Genomic DNA, 16,443 nt, shown 5'->3' on the forward strand with positions numbered 1-16,443 from the left:
TGATCCCGACCCGTAAGGCGCTCTGCTCTTCCAATCGGGATGGCCGGGACAAGCCCGGCCATGACCCAGAGGGTGATGGAAAGACTCTGAGATGGCCGGGACAAGCCCGGCCATGACGGGGTGAGTGTCAGGATAGACGGAGGGCGGCGAGGAAGAGCGCCGCGCTTCACATGATCGCGACGGCCCTGAGGGCCCCTTGCAATGACGGGCCCCTTGGCAAATCCCGCAGGATGATGGCGTCCGAGGACGATCCTCACGCCTTCCGCTGCCAGCGTCCGCGCTCGTCCTGCTGCCAGTAGGTCGCGTCGTGGCCGCCCTCCTTCACGGCGCGCCACTGGTCGCGGGCGAAGGCCAGGGCCTGGATGTCGTTGCCGTCGAAGAGGATCGCGAGCCGTTCGTAGGAGGAGGCGTTCTCCGGCAGATCGGCGCCCTCCACGAGGAACCGGATCGAGGCGCCGTTGGGATTGTCCCCGGACAGGGTAATGAGAATGGGCTGGTCCGCCGCATGGGCCTCGCGGTCCGTCCCATGCGGCAGGAAGCTCTCGTCGGCAAAGGTCCACAGGTGATCGTCGAGCGCGGTCATGCGCTCCTCCGTCGTCACCTGCACGACCCCGCGCCAGCCCCGCTCCAGGATCTTCTGCAGGAGCGTGGGCAGCACGGCCTCGAGGGGCTGATGCTGAAGGTGGTAGAAAAGGACCTCGGTCATCGATGATCACGATCCCTTGCCGGTGCGCAGGGTTGCCAAGCGTGCGAGGTCCTTGTCGGCCGCATTCTCAGGCCTCGTAATGGTCGCGCACGAGGCGGTCGAGCAGGCGCACGCCCCAGCCGGAGCTCCAGCCCTTGTTGATCTCGGTGGCCGGCGAGCCCATGGCCGTGCCGGCGATGTCGAGATGGGCCCAGGGCACGTCGTTGACGAAGCGCTGGAGCAGAGCCGCCGCCGTGCTCGAACCGCCGAAGCGGCCCGCCGAGTTCTTCATGTCGGCGAACTTGGAATCGATCATCTTGTCGAATTCCGGCCCGAGCGGCATGCGCCACACGCGCTCGCCGGTCGCCTTGCCGGCGGCCGTCAGGCGCTCGGCCAGCTCGTCGTCGTTGGAGAAGAGACCGGCATATTCCTGGGCCAGGGCCACGAGGATCGCGCCCGTCAGTGTCGCGAGATCGATCATGAATTTCGGCTTGAAGCGGTCCTGCACGTACCAGAGCACGTCGGCCAGCACGAGACGCCCCTCGGCGTCCGTGTTGATGATCTCGATGGTCTGGCCGGACATGGTGGTGACGATGTCGCCGGGCCTTTGCGCATTCCCGTCGGGCATGTTCTCCACGAGGCCGATAGCCCCGACCACGTTCGCCTTGGCCTTGCGGCTGGCGAGCGCATGCATGAGGCCGACCACGCAGGCCGCCCCGGCCATGTCGCCCTTCATGTCCTCCATGCCGGCGCCGGGCTTGATCGAGATGCCGCCCGAGTCGAACACCACGCCCTTGCCGATGAACGCGATGGGGCTGTCGCCGGTCTTGCCGCCGTTCCATCGCATGATGGCGACCCGGCCGCCGCGCACCGAGCCCTGCGCGACGCCGAGGAGCGCCTGCATGCCGAGCTTCCGCATGGCCTTGTCGTCGAGGATCTCCACCTCCACGCCGAGCTTGGTGAGAGCCTGAGCCCGGGCGGCGAATTCCTCGGGGCCAAGCACGTTCGGCGGCTCGTTGACGAGGTCGCGGGCGATGACCACGCCCTGCTGGAGACCCTCACGGGCCTTGTAGATCTTCTTGACGGCGGCGGGGTCGGCCACGCTCAGGACGAGGCGGCCGGCATCGGCCCCGTTGTCGTCCTTCTTGGTCTTGTAGCGATCGAAGCTGTATCGGCGCAGCTGCGCGCCGAGCGCGACATCGGCGACCGCGTCCGGCGTGATCTCGGTCTCGGGCAGATCCAGCACCACCGTCGCGACCTTGCCGTTCGCCTTTCCGGCAACCAGGCCGCCCAGCTGAACGAAGTCGAGGTTGGCCCGGTCCTTCTCGCCGCCGAGGCCGATCACGATCAGCCTGTCGACGGACAGGCCCGTGGGGACGACGATGGACATCGCGGATTTCGCCTTGCCCTTGAACTTTTCGGCAGCCGCAGCCTTCGCGATGAGATCGACGGCCTCCGAGCCTATCTGCCGCGCAACCGCGTCGGAGGGCTTGAGATCCTCCCCGACGAAGACGATGAGGTCGCCGGTTTCGACCTTGCCGTGGGGCTGGAAGTCGATCTTGAAGCTGTCGGCCATGAAATCCTCTTTGTTGTGATGCACATCGCCGGTCTTCAGGCCGGCTGCGACGCTGACGCCTGGGGACATATATCATATGGCGGGTTAAGGCACGGGGAAGCGGTCGTGAAAACGGCGCAATCCCGATCTGTTGAAAACAGCCGTCTTGCCTGAGATCATGTGACAGGATACCCAGGGCTCCACCGCCCGGGGGGCGAAGGGCTTCATGACACTTCTCGAACGCTACATCCTCAAGAACACATTCAATGCCTTCGCCGCGTGTCTCGTCGCCCTGACGGGCGTGATCTGGATCACGCAGGCCCTGCGCGAACTCGACCTGCTGACCGGCAAGGGCCAGACCTTCTTCATCTTCCTGACCGTAACCGGCCTGTCCCTGCCGGCGCTGATCAACGTCATCGCCCCGGTCGCCCTGTTCCTGGCGACGCTCTACACCTTGAACAAGCTCAACGGCGATTCCGAGCTGATCGTCATGAGCGCCGGCGGGATGCCGCCGCAGCGCCTTCTGCGCCCCTTCCTGGCCCTGGCTGCCTTCGTGTGCGTCGTGGTGGCGATCATCTCGCTCTATCTGATGCCCGCCAGTTTCCAGGAAATGCGCCAGCTGTTCACCAAGATCAGGGCCGATTTCGTCGGCACCATGGCCAAGGAGGGACAGTTCATCACCCTCGATAGCGGCATCACGTTCCATTACCGGGAACGCTCGGGGGATGCCCTCCTGGGAATCTTCATGGAAGATCTCCGGGAGAAGGACAAAGCCATCGTGTATCTGGCCGAGCGCGGCCAGACCGTCGAGCAGGGCGGAAATGCCTATCTGTTGCTTCAGAAGGGCAGCGTTCAGCGCAAGGAGCCGAACAGCCGCGATTCATCGATCGTGGCCTTCGAACGCTATGCGGTCGACCTGTCCGCCTTCAACAAGGAGGGCGGCGAGGTCATCTACAAGCCGCGCGAGCGGAGCACGACCCAGCTCCTGTTCCCCGACAAGAACGAACTGATCTACCAGGAGCAGCGGGGGCGCTTCCGGGCCGAGCTGCACGAGCGGCTGTCGTCCTGGCTCTACCCGCTCGCCATGATGATCATCGCCTTCGCGGCCCTCGGGGAGGCCCGAACCACCCGCCAGGGGCGGGGCATTGCCATGGCCGGGGCTGTCGTCGCCATTGTTTTCTTGCGGATCCTGGGCTTTGCCGCATCGAGCGCGGTGGCGCGAACCCCGTTTGCCGTGGTGGCCATGTATGGCATCCCGCTCGCCGGCATCGTGGTGAGCCTGCTGCTCATCTTCAAGGGCCCGGCCATGCGGTCCGCACAGGCGAGGCTGCATGCCGCAATCCGCAACCTGCTGCCGTCACGCTCCCCCGCACCTCAGAAGGCCTGACCATGCTGATCGGCCGCACCCTCGGGTTCTATTTCTCGCGACAGTTCATTAAGACTATTTTCTTAGTGTTCGCGACTGTCTTCGGTCTCGTCTACACCCTCGACTTCGTGGAGCTGATGCGCCGGGCGGGCGACGCCCCGGCCGCCACGACCGGGGTGATCGCCCAATTGGCCCTGTTCCGCACGCCGGCCATCGCCGAGCAGGTCATGCCTTTCGCGGTGCTGTTCGGCAGCATGGCGGCCCTCCTCCAGCTCAGCCGCAAGCTCGAGTTGGTCGTGGCCCGGGCCGCCGGTATCTCGGCCTGGCAGTTCCTGCAGCCCGGCCTCCTGATCGCCCTGCTGATCGGCATCGTGTCCGTGACCGTCTACAACCCGGTCTCGGCGATCCTCAAGCAGCGCGGCACTGCCTTGGAAACGCAGATCTTCTCCCGGGCCGTTCAAACCCGCGAGAAGCCGATTTGGATCCGCCAGAGGAGCCAGGACGGACAGGCCATCCTCCGGGGTGACGGCTCCAACGCGGATACGGCGACCCTCTTCGGCGTCACGGTCTATGCCTTCGATCCCGCGGGTGTCTTCACCCACCGGGTCGAAGCCAAGGAGGCGACCCTGCACGAGGGCTTCTGGGAGCTCAAGGATGCCCGCATCCTGTCGGCCACCGAGGAGCCCCAGGCGCACGACCGCTACCTGATCGCCTCGAACCTGCAGCCCTCGCAGGTTCGACAGAGCTTCACCGATCCGGACGCGGTTCCGTTCTGGGACCTCAAGGAGACGATCAACCGCATGGAACAGGCGGACATCAACGTCACGCCCTACCGGCTCCATTACGACTTGCTTCTGGCCCGCCCGCTGCTGTTCATTGCGATGGTTTTCGTCGCCGCATCCGTATCGTTAAGATTCTTTCGATTCGGCGGTGTAGCGATGATGGTTCTGGGTGGCGTCGCTGCGGGCTTCGTGCTTTATGTCGCGACGGAGCTAATGGCGGAGCTTGGCGCCTCGGGAATCATCAGCTCCCTTGTTGCAGCCTGGTTCCCGGCTGTAGTAGGCAGTCTGTTAGGGACCTTGGCGTTATTGCACCAAGAGGACGGCTAACCGGCCTCGACAAGAAGGTTTGCGAAGGAGTGGGGATGCGGCGGCTTAGGACAACGATCGCAACGTCTGCGATCGCAGCGGCTCTGCTGGCTGCTGTGTCTGTGCCTGCGCTTGCCCAGGCGACCCTGAACGAGGCCATCGCCGGGCGCGCCCAGTCCGGATCCGGCCAGGACCGGCTTCTCGTCGACGCCAAGGAAATCGTCTACGACAACGACAAGAACACGATCGCCGCCTCCGGCGACGTCCAGATGAACTATCAGGGCCGGACCCTCCAGGCCGACCGGGTCACCTACGACCGGAACACCGGCCGTGTCTTTGCGGAAGGCAATGCCCGGCTCACGGACGCCAGCGGTACGGTCGCGACGGGCGACCGCTTCGAGCTGACGGACGATTTCAAGAACGGCTTCATCGATTCCCTGAGGGTGGTTCAGACGACCGTCGAGCAGGGTCGCCCCCTCACGACCCGCTTCTCGGCCCCGCGTGCCGAGCGCGCCGAGGGCGAGACCACGACGTTCGAGCGCGGCACCTATACGGCCTGCGAGCCCTGCAAGGACAACCCGGAGCGCCCCCCGCTCTGGCAGGTCAAGGCCGCGAAGATCATCCACAACAACAGCGAGCGGACGATCTATTACGAGGACGCGACCCTCGAGCTCCTCGGCATCCCGGTCGCCTACCTGCCCTATTTCTGGACCCCCGACCCGACGGTGAAGCGCAAGACCGGCTTCCTGTCGCCGCGCTACGTCTATTCGACCGCGCTCGGCTATGGCGGCTCCGTCCCGTTCTTCTGGGCCATCGCGCCGAATTACGACCTGACGATCAGCCCGACCTTCCTGAGCCGCCAGGGCGTGCTGGGCCAGGCCGAGTGGCGCCACCGGCTCGAGAACGGCACCTACAACATCCGGGCTGCCGGCATCTTCCAGCAGGAGCCGGACGCGTTCCTCCCGCCTCCCTACGGGGCCGGCAACCGCGACTTTCGCGGCTCCCTCGAGACGAACGGCCTGTTCTACATCAACCAGAACTGGCGCTGGGGCTGGGACATCGCGCTGCTCTCGGACAAGTGGTTCCTGACGAACTACAAGATCCGCAGCGAGAGCCTCAGCTCGTACTACATCAAGGAATCGATCTCGACCCTGTACCTCCAGGGACAGGGGGACCGGTCCTTCTTCGACGTGCGCGGCTACTACTTCCAGACCCTGTCGAGCAGCGAGTGGCAGAAGCAGCAGCCCATCGTGGCTCCGGTCCTGGACTACAACAAGCGCTTCACCCCGTCGTCCATCGGCGGAGAGGCCGCCATCGACGTGAACGTGACGCACATCTCCCGCGAGGCCGCCCAGTTCGACCCGCTGTCGATCGCCAATACGACCTATTTCGGCGTGGCCCAGACGTGCATCGTCTTCGATCCGGCCTCCTGCCTCGTGCGCGGCATCAGCGGCACGACCTCGCGCGCATCGGTCATGGCGTCGTGGCGCCGTGAATTCGTCGACCCGATCGGCCAGGTCTGGACGCCGTTCGCCTATGTCAGGGCCGACAACATCTGGATCGACCCCGATTTCAAGGGTTACCAGAACGCTCAGCTCGGCAATTTCCTCGACTCGGACGACGATTTCGTCTTCCGGGGCATGCCGGCGGTCGGCGTCGAGTACCGCTACCCGTTCGTCGCGAGCCTCGGAACCTCCGGCAAGCAGATCCTCGAGCCGATCGCCCAGGTGATCGCCCGGCCGAACGAGACCCGGATCGGCAGCCTCCCGAACGAGGATGCTCAGAGCCTCGTCTTCGATGACACCTCCCTGTTCGACTGGGACAAGTTCTCCGGCTACGACCGGGTCGAGGGTGGCGTCCGGGCCAATGTCGGCATCCAGTACACCGTGACCGGCGCCGACGATTTCTACGCCAACGTGCTGTTCGGCCAGTCCTACCAGATCGCAGGGCGCAACTCGTTCCGGCAGCCCGACCTCGCCAATGTCGGGTTGGATTCCGGCCTCGACTCGCGCGCCTCCGATTACGTGGGCCGCTTCCAGATCTCCCCGAACGCGAATTTCGCGCTCGTGACCCGCGCGCGCTTCGACCAGGAAGATTTCGACGTGAACCGGATCGAGGCCGGTTTCCGGGCGAACTTCAATCCATACCTGCCGCTCTCGACCTCGCTGACCTATGCCAATTATGCGGCGCAGCCCGCCATCGGCTTCCCGCTGCGCCGCGAGGGTCTGCTCGGCTCGGCCCGGTGGGACATCTCGCCGAACTGGTACGTGACGGGCTCGGTTCTCCTGGATCTGGACCGCTATCTGCTGGCGCGTGAAACCTACCTCGCCCAGCTCACGACCAATCCGAACGCCGTCTACGAGAGCGACAATACGGCCTATGTCAGCGGCATGTCTCTCGGCCTCGGCTACATGGACGAATGCACGACCTTCTCGGTCAGCTACAGCGTGACCCCGCGTGAGGTGGTGCGCAACTCGGGCGAGAAGAACCAGAACCACACGATCGCGTTCAGCCTCGAGTTCCGGTCTCTCGGCGAGGTGGGCTATACTCAGAATCTGAGCGGCACGAGCGATGAATGATGGGGCGGCGGCCCGGTGTCAGGTGTGAACCAGCGCCCTCTTATGTTGACCCAAGGTGATCCGGCCGGAATCGGGCCGGAGCTCAGCCTGAGGGCTTGGCTCGAGAGGGATCGGGCCGCTCTGCCGCCCTTCGCCGTTCTCGGCGATCCCGATCATCTCGCCCGGGTCGCGGCCATGTTCGGATGGAGCGTTCCCATCGCGCCCGTGGCGCTGGAACAGATCCGATCCGCATTTTCCGACGCACTGCCCGTCGTGCCGCTGAGCGTCGCGGTGTCGGCAGAGCCAGGACGTCCCGATCCGGCCCATGCTCCGTCCGTCCTCGAATCCATCGACAGGGCCGTGAGGCTCGTTCGAGCCGGTTCGGCGGCGGCCGTCGTGACGAACCCGATCGCCAAGCACGTTCTCTACGATGCCGGCTTCAAGCACCCGGGGCATACGGAATATCTCGCGGCCCTCGCTGCGGAAGGCGGGGCCGAGACCTGCCATCCGGTGATGATGCTGTGGAGCGAGCAGCTCGCGGTCGTCCCCGTGACGGTTCACATTTCCCTTTCGGAAGTGCCCTCCGCCCTGACCACGGATCTGATCGTCCTGACCGGACGGATCGTGGCCCGCGAACTCAGGGACCGGTTCGGCATCGACCGTCCACGGCTGGCCCTCGCGGGGCTCAATCCTCACGCCGGCGAGAACGGCGCCATGGGAACCGAGGACGCCAGAATCATCGTTCCGGCCGTCGACATCCTGCGCGCCGAGGGGATCGATGCGGCAGGCCCTCTGCCGGCCGACACCATGTTCCACGCCCGGGCACGCGGCCGATACGACGCGGCGTTGGCCATGTATCATGATCAGGCCCTGATCCCGATCAAGACCATCGCGTTCGACGAGGCGGTCAACGTGACCCTCGGGCTTCCCTTCGTGCGGACGTCGCCCGATCACGGCACCGCGTTCGACATCGCCGGCAAGGGCATTGCCCGCCCCGACAGTCTCATGGCGGCCCTGAGGCTCGCCGCCCGGCTGGGGCGCTCATGAGCCAGATCGACGACCTTCCCCCCTTGCGCGAGGTGGTCCGCACCCACGGGCTGATGGCCAAGAAATCCCTCGGCCAGAACTTCCTGTTCGACCTCAACCTCACGAGCCGGATAGCCCGCTCCGCGGGATCTCTGGAAGACGCGACCGTCATCGAGGTCGGCCCGGGTCCCGGCGGCCTGACCCGCGCCATCCTGGCGGCCGGCGCCGGGAAGGTGATCGCCATCGAGCGTGACACCCGCTGCCTGCCGGCGCTCGCCGAGATCGCCGAGCGCTACCCCGGCCGGCTCAATGTCGTCGAGGCCGATGCCCTGCAATTCGACCCGCGTCCCCTGGCCGGCAACGGGCTCGTCCGGATCATCGCCAACCTGCCCTACAACGTGGGCACGGCGCTGCTGACCGGCTGGCTCACCGGTGAGGCTTGGCCGCCGTGGTGGGCCTCGCTCACGCTCATGTTCCAGCGCGAGGTGGCCGAGCGGATCGTCGCGGACGAGAGCGATCCGAAGAACTACGGGCGGCTCGGGGTTCTCTGCGGCTGGCGCACGCAGGCCAGGATCCTGTTCGACGTGCCCCCCTCGGCCTTCGTGCCGCCGCCGAAGATCACGTCGAGCGTGGTCCATTTGACCCCGAGGGCCGATCCGCTGCCCTGCCGCATCGGGGCCCTGGAAGCCGTGACCCGCGCGGCCTTCGGACAGCGCCGGAAGATGCTGCGCCAGAGCCTGAAGTCCATTGCCCCCGAGCCGGCCGCGATCATCGAGGCGGCAGGGCTCGAGGAGACGGCCCGGGCGGAAAACGTCTCCGTGGAAGGTTATGTGGCGCTGGCCAATGCCTGGGATTCGACGCGCAAGCCCTGAGAGGCTGGCTCGACAGGGTCCCACCGGCACCTCCTTCGTCATCGCCGGCCTTGTGCCGGTGATCCCGACCGCTTCGAGCGCTGAGCGTTTCGAGTCAGGATGGCCGGGACAAGCCCGGCCATGACAGCGGAGTGCGTCCATGCGAGGCCGACGCGCCCATGCGTTCTGTTCACCCCGTCCCGCTGGACAACGCCACCCTCGATACTCGTCCCACCACAATCCAAGCCTATAGGACGCCGCTGAACCGGCGCGGACAGCCGTTTTCACAGGACCTTAACCGCGCCTCTCCCAAGATCGCATCGACAGGAGCGGCCCCGACGGCCGCACGGGAAGGGAAGCGGGCATGTCGCAGTCGCGAAAGACGATCGGGCTTCTGTTCGGAGGACGCTCGGCCGAGCATGAGGTCTCGAAGCTGTCGGCGGCCAACGTCCTGCGCGCCCTCGATCCCGACCGCTACGACATCGTGCCCATCGGGATCGCCCGGGACGGCCGCTGGCTCCTCTGTGACAACGGCAATGGCGCCGGACGGGGCGCTCAGTCCCTGGAGATCCCGGAAGGAGCCCCGCAGGTGGCCCTTCTTCCGGGCGGGGCCGGCGAGACGATCGTGCTCGACCGCAATGGGCCGTCGCGATCCCTGCGCCTCGATGCGGTCGTTCCCGTGCTCCATGGGCCCAACGGCGAGGACGGCACCGTCCAGGGCTGTCTCGAACTGGCCAATGTTCCGTATGTGGGATCCGGCGTGATGGGCTCCGCCGCCGGGATGGACAAGGACATCGCCAAGCGCCTCCTGCGCGACAGCGGTCTGCCGGTCGTTCCCTTCCTGACGCTCACGCCCGGAACCCGCGTCGACTACCGGGCCGCCGCGGAGGCCCTGGGCACCTCCGACCTCTTCGTGAAACCCGCCAATATGGGCTCGTCCGTCGGTGTGTCCCGGGCTCCCTCGCCCGAGGAGTTCGACAGGGCCTGCGAGCGCGCCTTCCGCTACGACAGAAAGGTGCTCGTCGAGCGCAGCGTCACGGGGGCGCGCGAGATCGAGTGCTCGGTGCTGGAGGACGCCGCCGGCGAGGTCCGGGCGTCGCCGCTTGGGGAGATCGTGCCGTCCGACAGCCACGGCTTCTACAGCTATGATGCCAAGTACATCGATGCGGACGGCGCTCTCCTGCGCATCCCGGCGGATCTCCCGCCGGCCCAGGCACGCCGCATCCAGGAGCTCGCGGTCCTGACGTTCAGAACTCTCGCCTGCGAGGCCCTGGCCCGCGTCGACTTCTTCCTGGATCCGAAGAACGACGACGGCCTCTTCGTCAACGAGGTGAACACCCTGCCCGGGTTCACGGCCATCAGCATGTATCCCAAGCTCTGGGAGGCCGGGGGCCTGCCTCAGGGCGAGCTCATGGAGGTGCTGATCGCCCACGCCATCGCCCGCCACGAGCGCCGGAACGCGCTCGCGCTGGTGTAGGCGGTCGGCCGCGTCAGTCGATCTTCTCGGCCAAGAGCCCTTCGACGAAGTCGGACAGGCCGACGAGGCGCTCGCGCTTCAGCCGTTCGGCCGTCTGGATCGCCTTCAGGCTCTCGAAGGACCTGCCGAGATCCTCGTTGACGATGACGTAATCGTACTCGACCCAACGCTCCATCTCGATCCTGGCATTGGCGAGGCGCTTGGCGATGACCTCGGGGGCATCCTCGGCCCGGCGCTCGAGCCGCGCCTTCAGCTCCCGGAAGCTCGGCGGAAGGACGAACACGGTCACCACGTCGTCCGGGAGCTTCTGACGGACTTGGCGGGTGCCCTGGTAGTCGATGTCGAACACCATGTCCTGGCCGGCGGCCAGCGTCTTCTCCACGGGCTTGCGCGGCGTACCGTAGAAGTTGCCGTGCACCTCGGCCCATTCCAGGAGTTCATCGCGCTCGCGCATCGCCTTGAACTCGTCCACGTCGATGAAGTGGTAATGCTTGCCCTCGATTTCGGAGGGACGCTTGGGACGGGTGGTGACGGACACCGAGAGAACGCCGGCCCGCTCCTCCACGAGGCTGCGGGTGAGCGTGGTTTTTCCGGCGCCGGACGGCGACGACAGGATGAGGATGAGGCCGCGACGTCCGACCGGAGGTTTCGAATCCTGGCTCACCGCATCACTCCACATTCTGAACCTGCTCACGGAATTGCTCGATCACGGCCTTCAATTCAAGCCCGATCCGCGACAGGGACACATCATTGGCCTTCGCACACAGAGTATTGGCCTCGCGCCCGAATTCCTGAGCCAGGAAGTCGAGCCTCCGTCCGACCGGCCCGCCTTCCTGCAGGAGGCCGCGGGCCGCGTCCACATGGGCCCGCAGCCGGTCGAGTTCCTCGCGGATATCGGCCCGGGCCGCAATGAGCACCGCTTCCTGGTGCAGGCGGTCGGGATCGAGACCGGCCCTGCCGTCGAGCAGCTCGGCGATCTGGGTCTCCAGCCGGGCGCGAATGGCCTCGGGCCGGCGGGCCGGTGCCGCCTCGGCCTCGTCGACCAGGCTGGAGATGCGATCGAGCTGCTGCCCGAGAACCACCGCGAGCGCCTGCCCTTCCTTCAGCCGCGCGGCCTTGAGAGACCCGATCAGCGCGCCGACCGCCGCCTTCAGAGCCGCAACCAGCCCCTCGTCCTGTGAGGGATCGGCGGCATCGTCGTCCAGCTCGACCACGCCGCGCACGGACAGCAGACCGTCGAGCGAGGCGGGCTGCACATTGTCCGGAAGCGTCAGGCCGCCGATCGCCGAGAGCAGCGATTGCAGCACATCCTGGTTCACGCGCAGCCTGGGGGCCGACGATGCCCTGCTGAGCGACAGGTTCAGCTGACCCTGGCCGCGGGTCAGCGCCTTGAGGATCTGCCCCCGCGCGTCCTCACCCACCGCATCGAGGCCGGAGGGTGTGCGAACCCGGACCTCGAGCCCGCGACCGTTCACGCTCTTGAGTTCCCAGGCCCATTGGTAGGAACCCGTGACACCGGCTTCGCGGGCAAAACCGGTCATGCTCGCAATGGACATGCGCAAACCTCGAACGGAATGAAAAATCGGCGCGACCATAATGCGCGCCGATCCAAGAGTCGATTTCTTCGTGAGGCGTTCGCGAGAGCCTTTCACAATGACAGCGTGAAGCCTTCCCGTCCCGGCCATCCCGATGCGGTGAGGCGCGGCGCTCTTCCAACCGGGATCACTGGCACAAGGCCGGTGATGACAAAGCTGATAAAGGTCCGGCCGGACCCTCAAGCTGAAGCTGCAGCAGGAAAGTCCCGGACACTATCGATAGGATGCCGCCCGCAGAGCATCACGGCTGACGCAGAGGCGGAACGTTCTTCGGATTGTTCAGATCGAAGGTCTTGTTCTTGAGCGGGTCCTTGTCGGTCCCCTCGCTCGCGTCGAAACCGCGCCCTGGCCGCCCCCCAGAAGTCGGCAGCGCATTCGCGGTGCCGCGCAAGGCAGGCGTCACGCCTGCAGGAAGGCTCGTCTGGTCGCCGGCATCGGGCGCCACCCGGTCCACATCGTTCGCATCGGGAGCCGGACGGCTCTTCTCGATCTGCCGCCAGCGCGTCACGTTGCGCTGATGCTGCTCGTATGTTTCGGCGAAGGCATGGCCTCCCGAACCGTCGGCCACGAAGTAGAGATCCTTGGTCCGCGACGGGTTGGCCACGGCCTCGAGGGCGGCACGGCCGGGATTGGCGATGGGACCGGGCGGCAGGCCTTCGACCACATAGGTGTTGTAGGGTGTGGCGGCCTCGATCTCGCTGCGCAGGATGCCGCGGCCGAGGGTGCCCTTCCCGCCGACCAGCCCGTACACGATGGTCGGATCGGACTGTAGCTTCATCCGCTTCATGAGGCGGTTGATGAAGACGCCCGCCACGCGGGTGCGCTCGTCCGCCCGGCCCGTTTCCTTCTCCACGATGGAGGCGAGGATCACGAGCTCCTGGGGCGACTTGATCGGCAATTCGCTGGAGCGGCGCTGCCAGATCTGCTCGATGGCCTGGCGCTGGGCCGTCTGCATCGTGTTGATGATCTGCTGACGGGTCGTGCCGCGCTCGAACTTGTAGGTATCGGGCAGGAGCGAGCCCTCGCGCGGGGTCTCGATCACATCGCCCGCGAGGATCTCGTGCTCGTACAGGCGGGCGACGATCTGCTCGCTCGTCAGGCCTTCGGGAACCGTGACCGTATGCAGGATCGCCTTGCCCTGGATGAGGGTGTCGATGGCGTCCTCGATGCTGGTGCCGGCCTTGAACTGGAACTCGCCCGCCTTCAGCTGGCCGCGCTGCCGGTTCATGTGGGCATAGGCCTGGAACAGGAGCGGCTGATCGATGACGCCCTCCTCCTTGAGGATGCTGGCGATCTCGCCCGTGCCGGTGTTGCGGGGAATGACCACGACCTTGTCGCTCTGCAGCGGCCCGGGAGCCGCCACCTCGTGCTGGAGCATGGAGAAGCCGAAGATGCCGGCGATCGCCACCGCGACGAGAAGGGTCAGCAGGCCGCTCAGAAGCGACAGCATCCCCCTGCGGCGGCGGCGGAGCCTCGGCGGCGGCGGCGGCGCCATGGAGGGTTTGATGGCCTCATTCGGAGAGCGGGGTGCCAGACGAGGCTGCGCACCGTGGTCGGAATCGTCCACGGGAGGGAGAAGGAGCTTTTTCTTTCGTCCGAACATTACGCCGCTTTTCTGGTATCGGCCGGCGGTCCTGCCGGTCCGCCGACACCCTAACGGGGATTATGGCGAAAAGCCGTAACGGGCGGTCGCCAGGTTCAGGATACGCGACGAAGAATGAGCGAAGCGTTAGTCCCGCCGAACCCGAAGGAGTTCGACAGGGCCACATTGATCTCCTTGCGCTTGGCCTGCTTGGGCACGAGGTCGATCGCCGTTTCCACCGACGGGTTGTCGAGGTTGATGGTCGGCGGAATGATGCCGTCGCGCATGGCCAGGATCGAGAAGATCGCCTCGACGGCGCCGGCCGCCCCCAGAAGGTGTCCGATCGCCGATTTGGTGGACGACATGGACAGCTTGCCGACCGCGTTGCCCACGATGCGCTCGACGGCCTTCAGCTCCAGCTCGTCGCCCAGCGGCGTCGACGTTCCGTGCGCGTTGACGTAGTCGATCTCGGAGACGTCGATGCCGGCCCGCTTGAGGGCCGCGGCCATGCAGCGATACGCTCCGTCCCCGTCCTCGGACGGCGAGGTGATGTGGTAGGCGTCGCCCGACAGGCCATAGCCGATGACCTCGGCGTAGATCTTGGCGCCGCGGGCCTTCGCGTGCTCGTATTCCTCCAGCACCACGACCCCGGCGCCCTCGCCCATGACGAAGCCGTCGCGGTCCTTGTCATAGGGACGCGAGGCACGGGTCGGATCGTCGTTGAAATTGGTGGACAGGGCTCGGCAGGCGGCGAAGCCCGCGATGGAGAGCCTGTTGATGGGCGATTCCGTGCCGCCGGCCACCATCACGTCCGCGTCGCCCAGGGCGATGAGGCGGGCCGCGTCGCCGATGGCGTGGGAGCCGGTGGAGCAGGCCGTCACAACGGCGTGGTTCGGACCCTTCAGGCCGTGCTCGATCGACACGTAGCCGCCGGCCAGGTTGATCAGGCGCCCGGGGATGAAGAAGGGCGAGATGCGGCGGGGGCCGCGCTCGATCAGGGTCGCCGAGGCTTCGTAGATGCCGCCGATGCCGCCGATGCCGGAGCCGATCAGCACGCCGGTCGCGCACTGGTCCTCGTACGACGTGGGCTCCCAGCCGGAGTCGCGCAGGGCCATGGTGGAGGCCGCCATCGCATAGACGATGAACGGATCGACCTTCCGCTGCTCCTTGGGCTCCATCCACTCGTCGGCATTGAACGTGCCGGCGGAGCCGTCGCCCCGGGGGATCTGGCAGGCGATCTGACAGGCGAGATCGTCGACCTTGAAATCGGTGATTTTATTGGCGCCGCTCTGACCCTCGACGAGGCGGGACCATGTGGCGTCGACCCCGCTGCCGAGCGGCGTGACCATGCCAAGACCTGTAACGACTACCCGGCGCATGAATTCCTGCCCTATCGGTTCATAAAATTCGGGCGTCGAATGAGTCATCCGACGCCCTGTTTCAGCCCCTTAGGCTGCGTTCTTCTCGAGGAACCGGATGGCGTCGCCGACCGTCACGATGGTCTCAGCCGCGTCGTCCGGGATCTCGACGTTGAACTCTTCCTCGAAAGCCATCACCAGTTCGACCGTGTCCAGGCTGTCGGCGCCCAGGTCGTCGATGAAGTTGGCGTTGTCGGTCACCTTGTCGGCTTCGACGCCGAGGTGCTCGACAACAATCTTCTTCACGCGATCAGCGACGTCACTCATCGTTTTTTCCTCAGTGGCTGCCGCCTCAGGAATTGGGCGGATTAAGAAATCAATTTAGATCAGCTGTTCAGCTGACAACGCTGAAACGGCCATCCTGCGCCGTGCAAAGCCGCATTTTTAAGCGCCGGTCAACCCCTTTGACCTGATCGGGATCATGCTTAACACAAGCTTATCCTGTCTGGCGAGGGGTGAACGGCTCCTGCAAACAGATTCCGGAAAGCAGGATAAGTTCCTTTAGAACATGGCCATTCCGCCATTCACGTGCAGGGTCTGACCCGTCACGTAAGCGGCCTCGGTGGAGGCGAGATAGACGACCGACGAGGCGATTTCATCGCCCTGGCCGAGCCGCCCCATGGGAATGGTTCCGAGAATTCCCTCGCGCTGCTTCTCGTTGAGCACGTCCGTCATGGGCGACTCGATGAAGCCCGGGGCGACGAGGTTTACGGTGATGTTGCGGCTGGCGACCTCGGCCGCGAGGGCTTTGGTCATGCCGATCAGGCCGGCCTTGGAGGCGGCATAGTTGCCCTGCCCCGGATTGCCGGTCGAGCCCACGACCGAGCCGATATTGACGATACGTCCGTAGCGGCGGCGCATCATGCCCTTCACGGCCGCCCGCGACAGGCGGAAGGATGCGGTCAGGTTCACGGCGATCACCGTGTCCCATTCCTCGTCCTTCATGCGCATGAACAGGTTGTCCTTGGTCACACCCGCATTGTTGACCAGGATGTCGAGCCCTTCCATGGCGGTCTCGGCGGCCGGAACGAGCGCCTCGACCGAGTCCTTGTCCGACAGGTTCGCCTCGACCACATGGACGCGCTCGCCCAGGGACGAAGCCAGTTCGTCGAGGGCCGCCCGTCGGGTTCCGGACAGGGTCACGGTGGCGCCCTGGGCATGGAGGGCGCGGGCGATGGCGCCGCCGATGCCGCCCGTGGCGCCGGTGACGAGAGCCTTGCGGCCGGTGAGATCGAACATGCA

The 16,443-nt window shown here is 65.9% G+C and carries 14 protein-coding genes; 6 read left to right on the forward strand and 8 right to left on the reverse strand.

The annotated features are described in order from the left end of the window. Positions 1-253: 253 nt before the first annotated feature. A complete protein-coding gene (locus tag KBI52_RS10455; protein ID WP_210807246.1) occupies positions 254-706 on the reverse strand; it encodes a DNA polymerase III subunit chi in 453 nt (150 codons plus the stop codon). A 67-nt stretch (positions 707-773) separates the two neighbouring features. Next, on the reverse strand, positions 774-2,261 hold the full coding sequence (locus KBI52_RS10460) for a leucyl aminopeptidase (RefSeq protein WP_173946436.1): 1,488 nt from the start codon (positions 2,259-2,261) through the stop codon (positions 774-776). Positions 2,262-2,466: 205 nt separating this feature from the next. Between KBI52_RS10460 and lptF the strand changes: the two genes are divergently transcribed. From lptF to KBI52_RS10490, 6 genes are all read left to right on the forward strand, one after another. Continuing rightward, on the forward strand, positions 2,467-3,627 hold the full coding sequence (gene lptF / locus KBI52_RS10465) for an LPS export ABC transporter permease LptF (RefSeq protein WP_210807248.1): 1,161 nt from the start codon (positions 2,467-2,469) through the stop codon (positions 3,625-3,627). 2 nt (positions 3,628-3,629) lie between these two features. Then, complete coding sequence (gene lptG, locus KBI52_RS10470) at positions 3,630-4,715, forward strand: LPS export ABC transporter permease LptG (RefSeq protein ID WP_173946434.1); 1,086 nt, start codon at positions 3,630-3,632, stop codon at positions 4,713-4,715. Positions 4,716-4,750: 35 nt separating this feature from the next. Continuing rightward, entirely contained in the window at positions 4,751-7,273 is a 2,523-nt protein-coding gene (locus tag KBI52_RS10475; protein WP_173946433.1) for an LPS-assembly protein LptD, read from the forward strand. 42 nt (positions 7,274-7,315) lie between these two features. Continuing rightward, on the forward strand, positions 7,316-8,299 hold the full coding sequence (gene pdxA, locus KBI52_RS10480) for a 4-hydroxythreonine-4-phosphate dehydrogenase PdxA (protein WP_210807250.1): 984 nt from the start codon (positions 7,316-7,318) through the stop codon (positions 8,297-8,299). Beyond that, positions 8,296-9,150, forward strand: coding sequence for a 16S rRNA (adenine(1518)-N(6)/adenine(1519)-N(6))-dimethyltransferase RsmA (gene rsmA, locus KBI52_RS10485; RefSeq protein WP_210807252.1), 855 nt, complete (start codon positions 8,296-8,298; stop codon positions 9,148-9,150). The genes pdxA and rsmA overlap by 4 nt, the downstream gene beginning before the upstream one ends. Positions 9,151-9,493: 343 nt before the next feature. Continuing rightward, positions 9,494-10,606, forward strand: coding sequence for a D-alanine--D-alanine ligase family protein (locus tag KBI52_RS10490; protein WP_173946430.1), 1,113 nt, complete (start codon positions 9,494-9,496; stop codon positions 10,604-10,606). Between the two features lie 13 nt (positions 10,607-10,619). On the opposite strand, the gene gmk is transcribed toward KBI52_RS10490, so the two are convergent. The 6 genes from gmk to fabG form a co-directional block, all read right to left on the reverse strand. Continuing rightward, complete coding sequence (gmk, locus tag KBI52_RS10495) at positions 10,620-11,285, reverse strand: guanylate kinase (RefSeq protein WP_173946440.1); 666 nt, start codon at positions 11,283-11,285, stop codon at positions 10,620-10,622. Further along, positions 11,275-12,162, reverse strand: coding sequence for a YicC/YloC family endoribonuclease (locus KBI52_RS10500; protein WP_173946429.1), 888 nt, complete (start codon positions 12,160-12,162; stop codon positions 11,275-11,277). The genes gmk and KBI52_RS10500 overlap by 11 nt, the downstream gene beginning before the upstream one ends. 280 nt (positions 12,163-12,442) lie before the next feature. Next, on the reverse strand, positions 12,443-13,804 hold the full coding sequence (gene mltG, locus KBI52_RS10505) for an endolytic transglycosylase MltG (RefSeq protein ID WP_210807254.1): 1,362 nt from the start codon (positions 13,802-13,804) through the stop codon (positions 12,443-12,445). Between the two features lie 95 nt (positions 13,805-13,899). Next, positions 13,900-15,162, reverse strand: coding sequence for a beta-ketoacyl-ACP synthase II (gene fabF, locus KBI52_RS10510; protein WP_210807256.1), 1,263 nt, complete (start codon positions 15,160-15,162; stop codon positions 13,900-13,902). A gap of 69 nt (positions 15,163-15,231) precedes the next feature. After that, positions 15,232-15,468 (reverse strand): acyl carrier protein, encoded by a 237-nt coding sequence (locus KBI52_RS10515; protein WP_009764365.1) that lies wholly within the window; start codon positions 15,466-15,468, stop codon positions 15,232-15,234. A 234-nt stretch (positions 15,469-15,702) separates the two neighbouring features. Then, positions 15,703-16,440 carry a 3-oxoacyl-[acyl-carrier-protein] reductase gene (fabG, locus tag KBI52_RS10520; RefSeq protein ID WP_173946426.1) on the reverse strand — a complete coding sequence of 246 codons (738 nt, stop codon included), beginning with the start codon at positions 16,438-16,440 and terminating at the stop codon, positions 15,703-15,705. Positions 16,441-16,443 lie beyond the last annotated feature (3 nt).

The sequence above is a fragment of the Microvirga sp. HBU67558 genome, from assembly GCF_018069605.1.
Lineage (GTDB): Bacteria > Pseudomonadota > Alphaproteobacteria > Rhizobiales > Beijerinckiaceae > Microvirga > Microvirga terrae.

Bases quoted from the DNA above. Each gene is read 5' to 3' on its own strand.
- KBI52_RS10455 (WP_210807246.1), bottom strand. From the start codon at position 706: ATGACCGAGGTCCTTTTCTACCACCTTCAGCATCAGCCCCTCGAGGCC.
- KBI52_RS10460 (WP_173946436.1), bottom strand. From the start codon at position 2,261: ATGGCCGACAGCTTCAAGATCGACTTCCAGCCCCACGGCAAGGTCGAA.
- lptF (WP_210807248.1), top strand. From the start codon at position 2,467: ATGACACTTCTCGAACGCTACATCCTCAAGAACACATTCAATGCCTTC.
- lptG (WP_173946434.1), top strand. From the start codon at position 3,630: ATGCTGATCGGCCGCACCCTCGGGTTCTATTTCTCGCGACAGTTCATT.
- KBI52_RS10475 (WP_173946433.1), top strand. From the start codon at position 4,751: ATGCGGCGGCTTAGGACAACGATCGCAACGTCTGCGATCGCAGCGGCT.
- pdxA (WP_210807250.1), top strand. From the start codon at position 7,316: ATGTTGACCCAAGGTGATCCGGCCGGAATCGGGCCGGAGCTCAGCCTG.
- rsmA (WP_210807252.1), top strand. From the start codon at position 8,296: ATGAGCCAGATCGACGACCTTCCCCCCTTGCGCGAGGTGGTCCGCACC.
- KBI52_RS10490 (WP_173946430.1), top strand. From the start codon at position 9,494: ATGTCGCAGTCGCGAAAGACGATCGGGCTTCTGTTCGGAGGACGCTCG.
- gmk (WP_173946440.1), bottom strand. From the start codon at position 11,285: ATGTGGAGTGATGCGGTGAGCCAGGATTCGAAACCTCCGGTCGGACGT.
- KBI52_RS10500 (WP_173946429.1), bottom strand. From the start codon at position 12,162: ATGTCCATTGCGAGCATGACCGGTTTTGCCCGCGAAGCCGGTGTCACG.
- mltG (WP_210807254.1), bottom strand. From the start codon at position 13,804: ATGTTCGGACGAAAGAAAAAGCTCCTTCTCCCTCCCGTGGACGATTCC.
- fabF (WP_210807256.1), bottom strand. From the start codon at position 15,162: ATGCGCCGGGTAGTCGTTACAGGTCTTGGCATGGTCACGCCGCTCGGC.
- KBI52_RS10515 (WP_009764365.1), bottom strand. From the start codon at position 15,468: ATGAGTGACGTCGCTGATCGCGTGAAGAAGATTGTTGTCGAGCACCTC.
- fabG (WP_173946426.1), bottom strand. From the start codon at position 16,440: ATGTTCGATCTCACCGGCCGCAAGGCTCTCGTCACCGGCGCCACGGGC.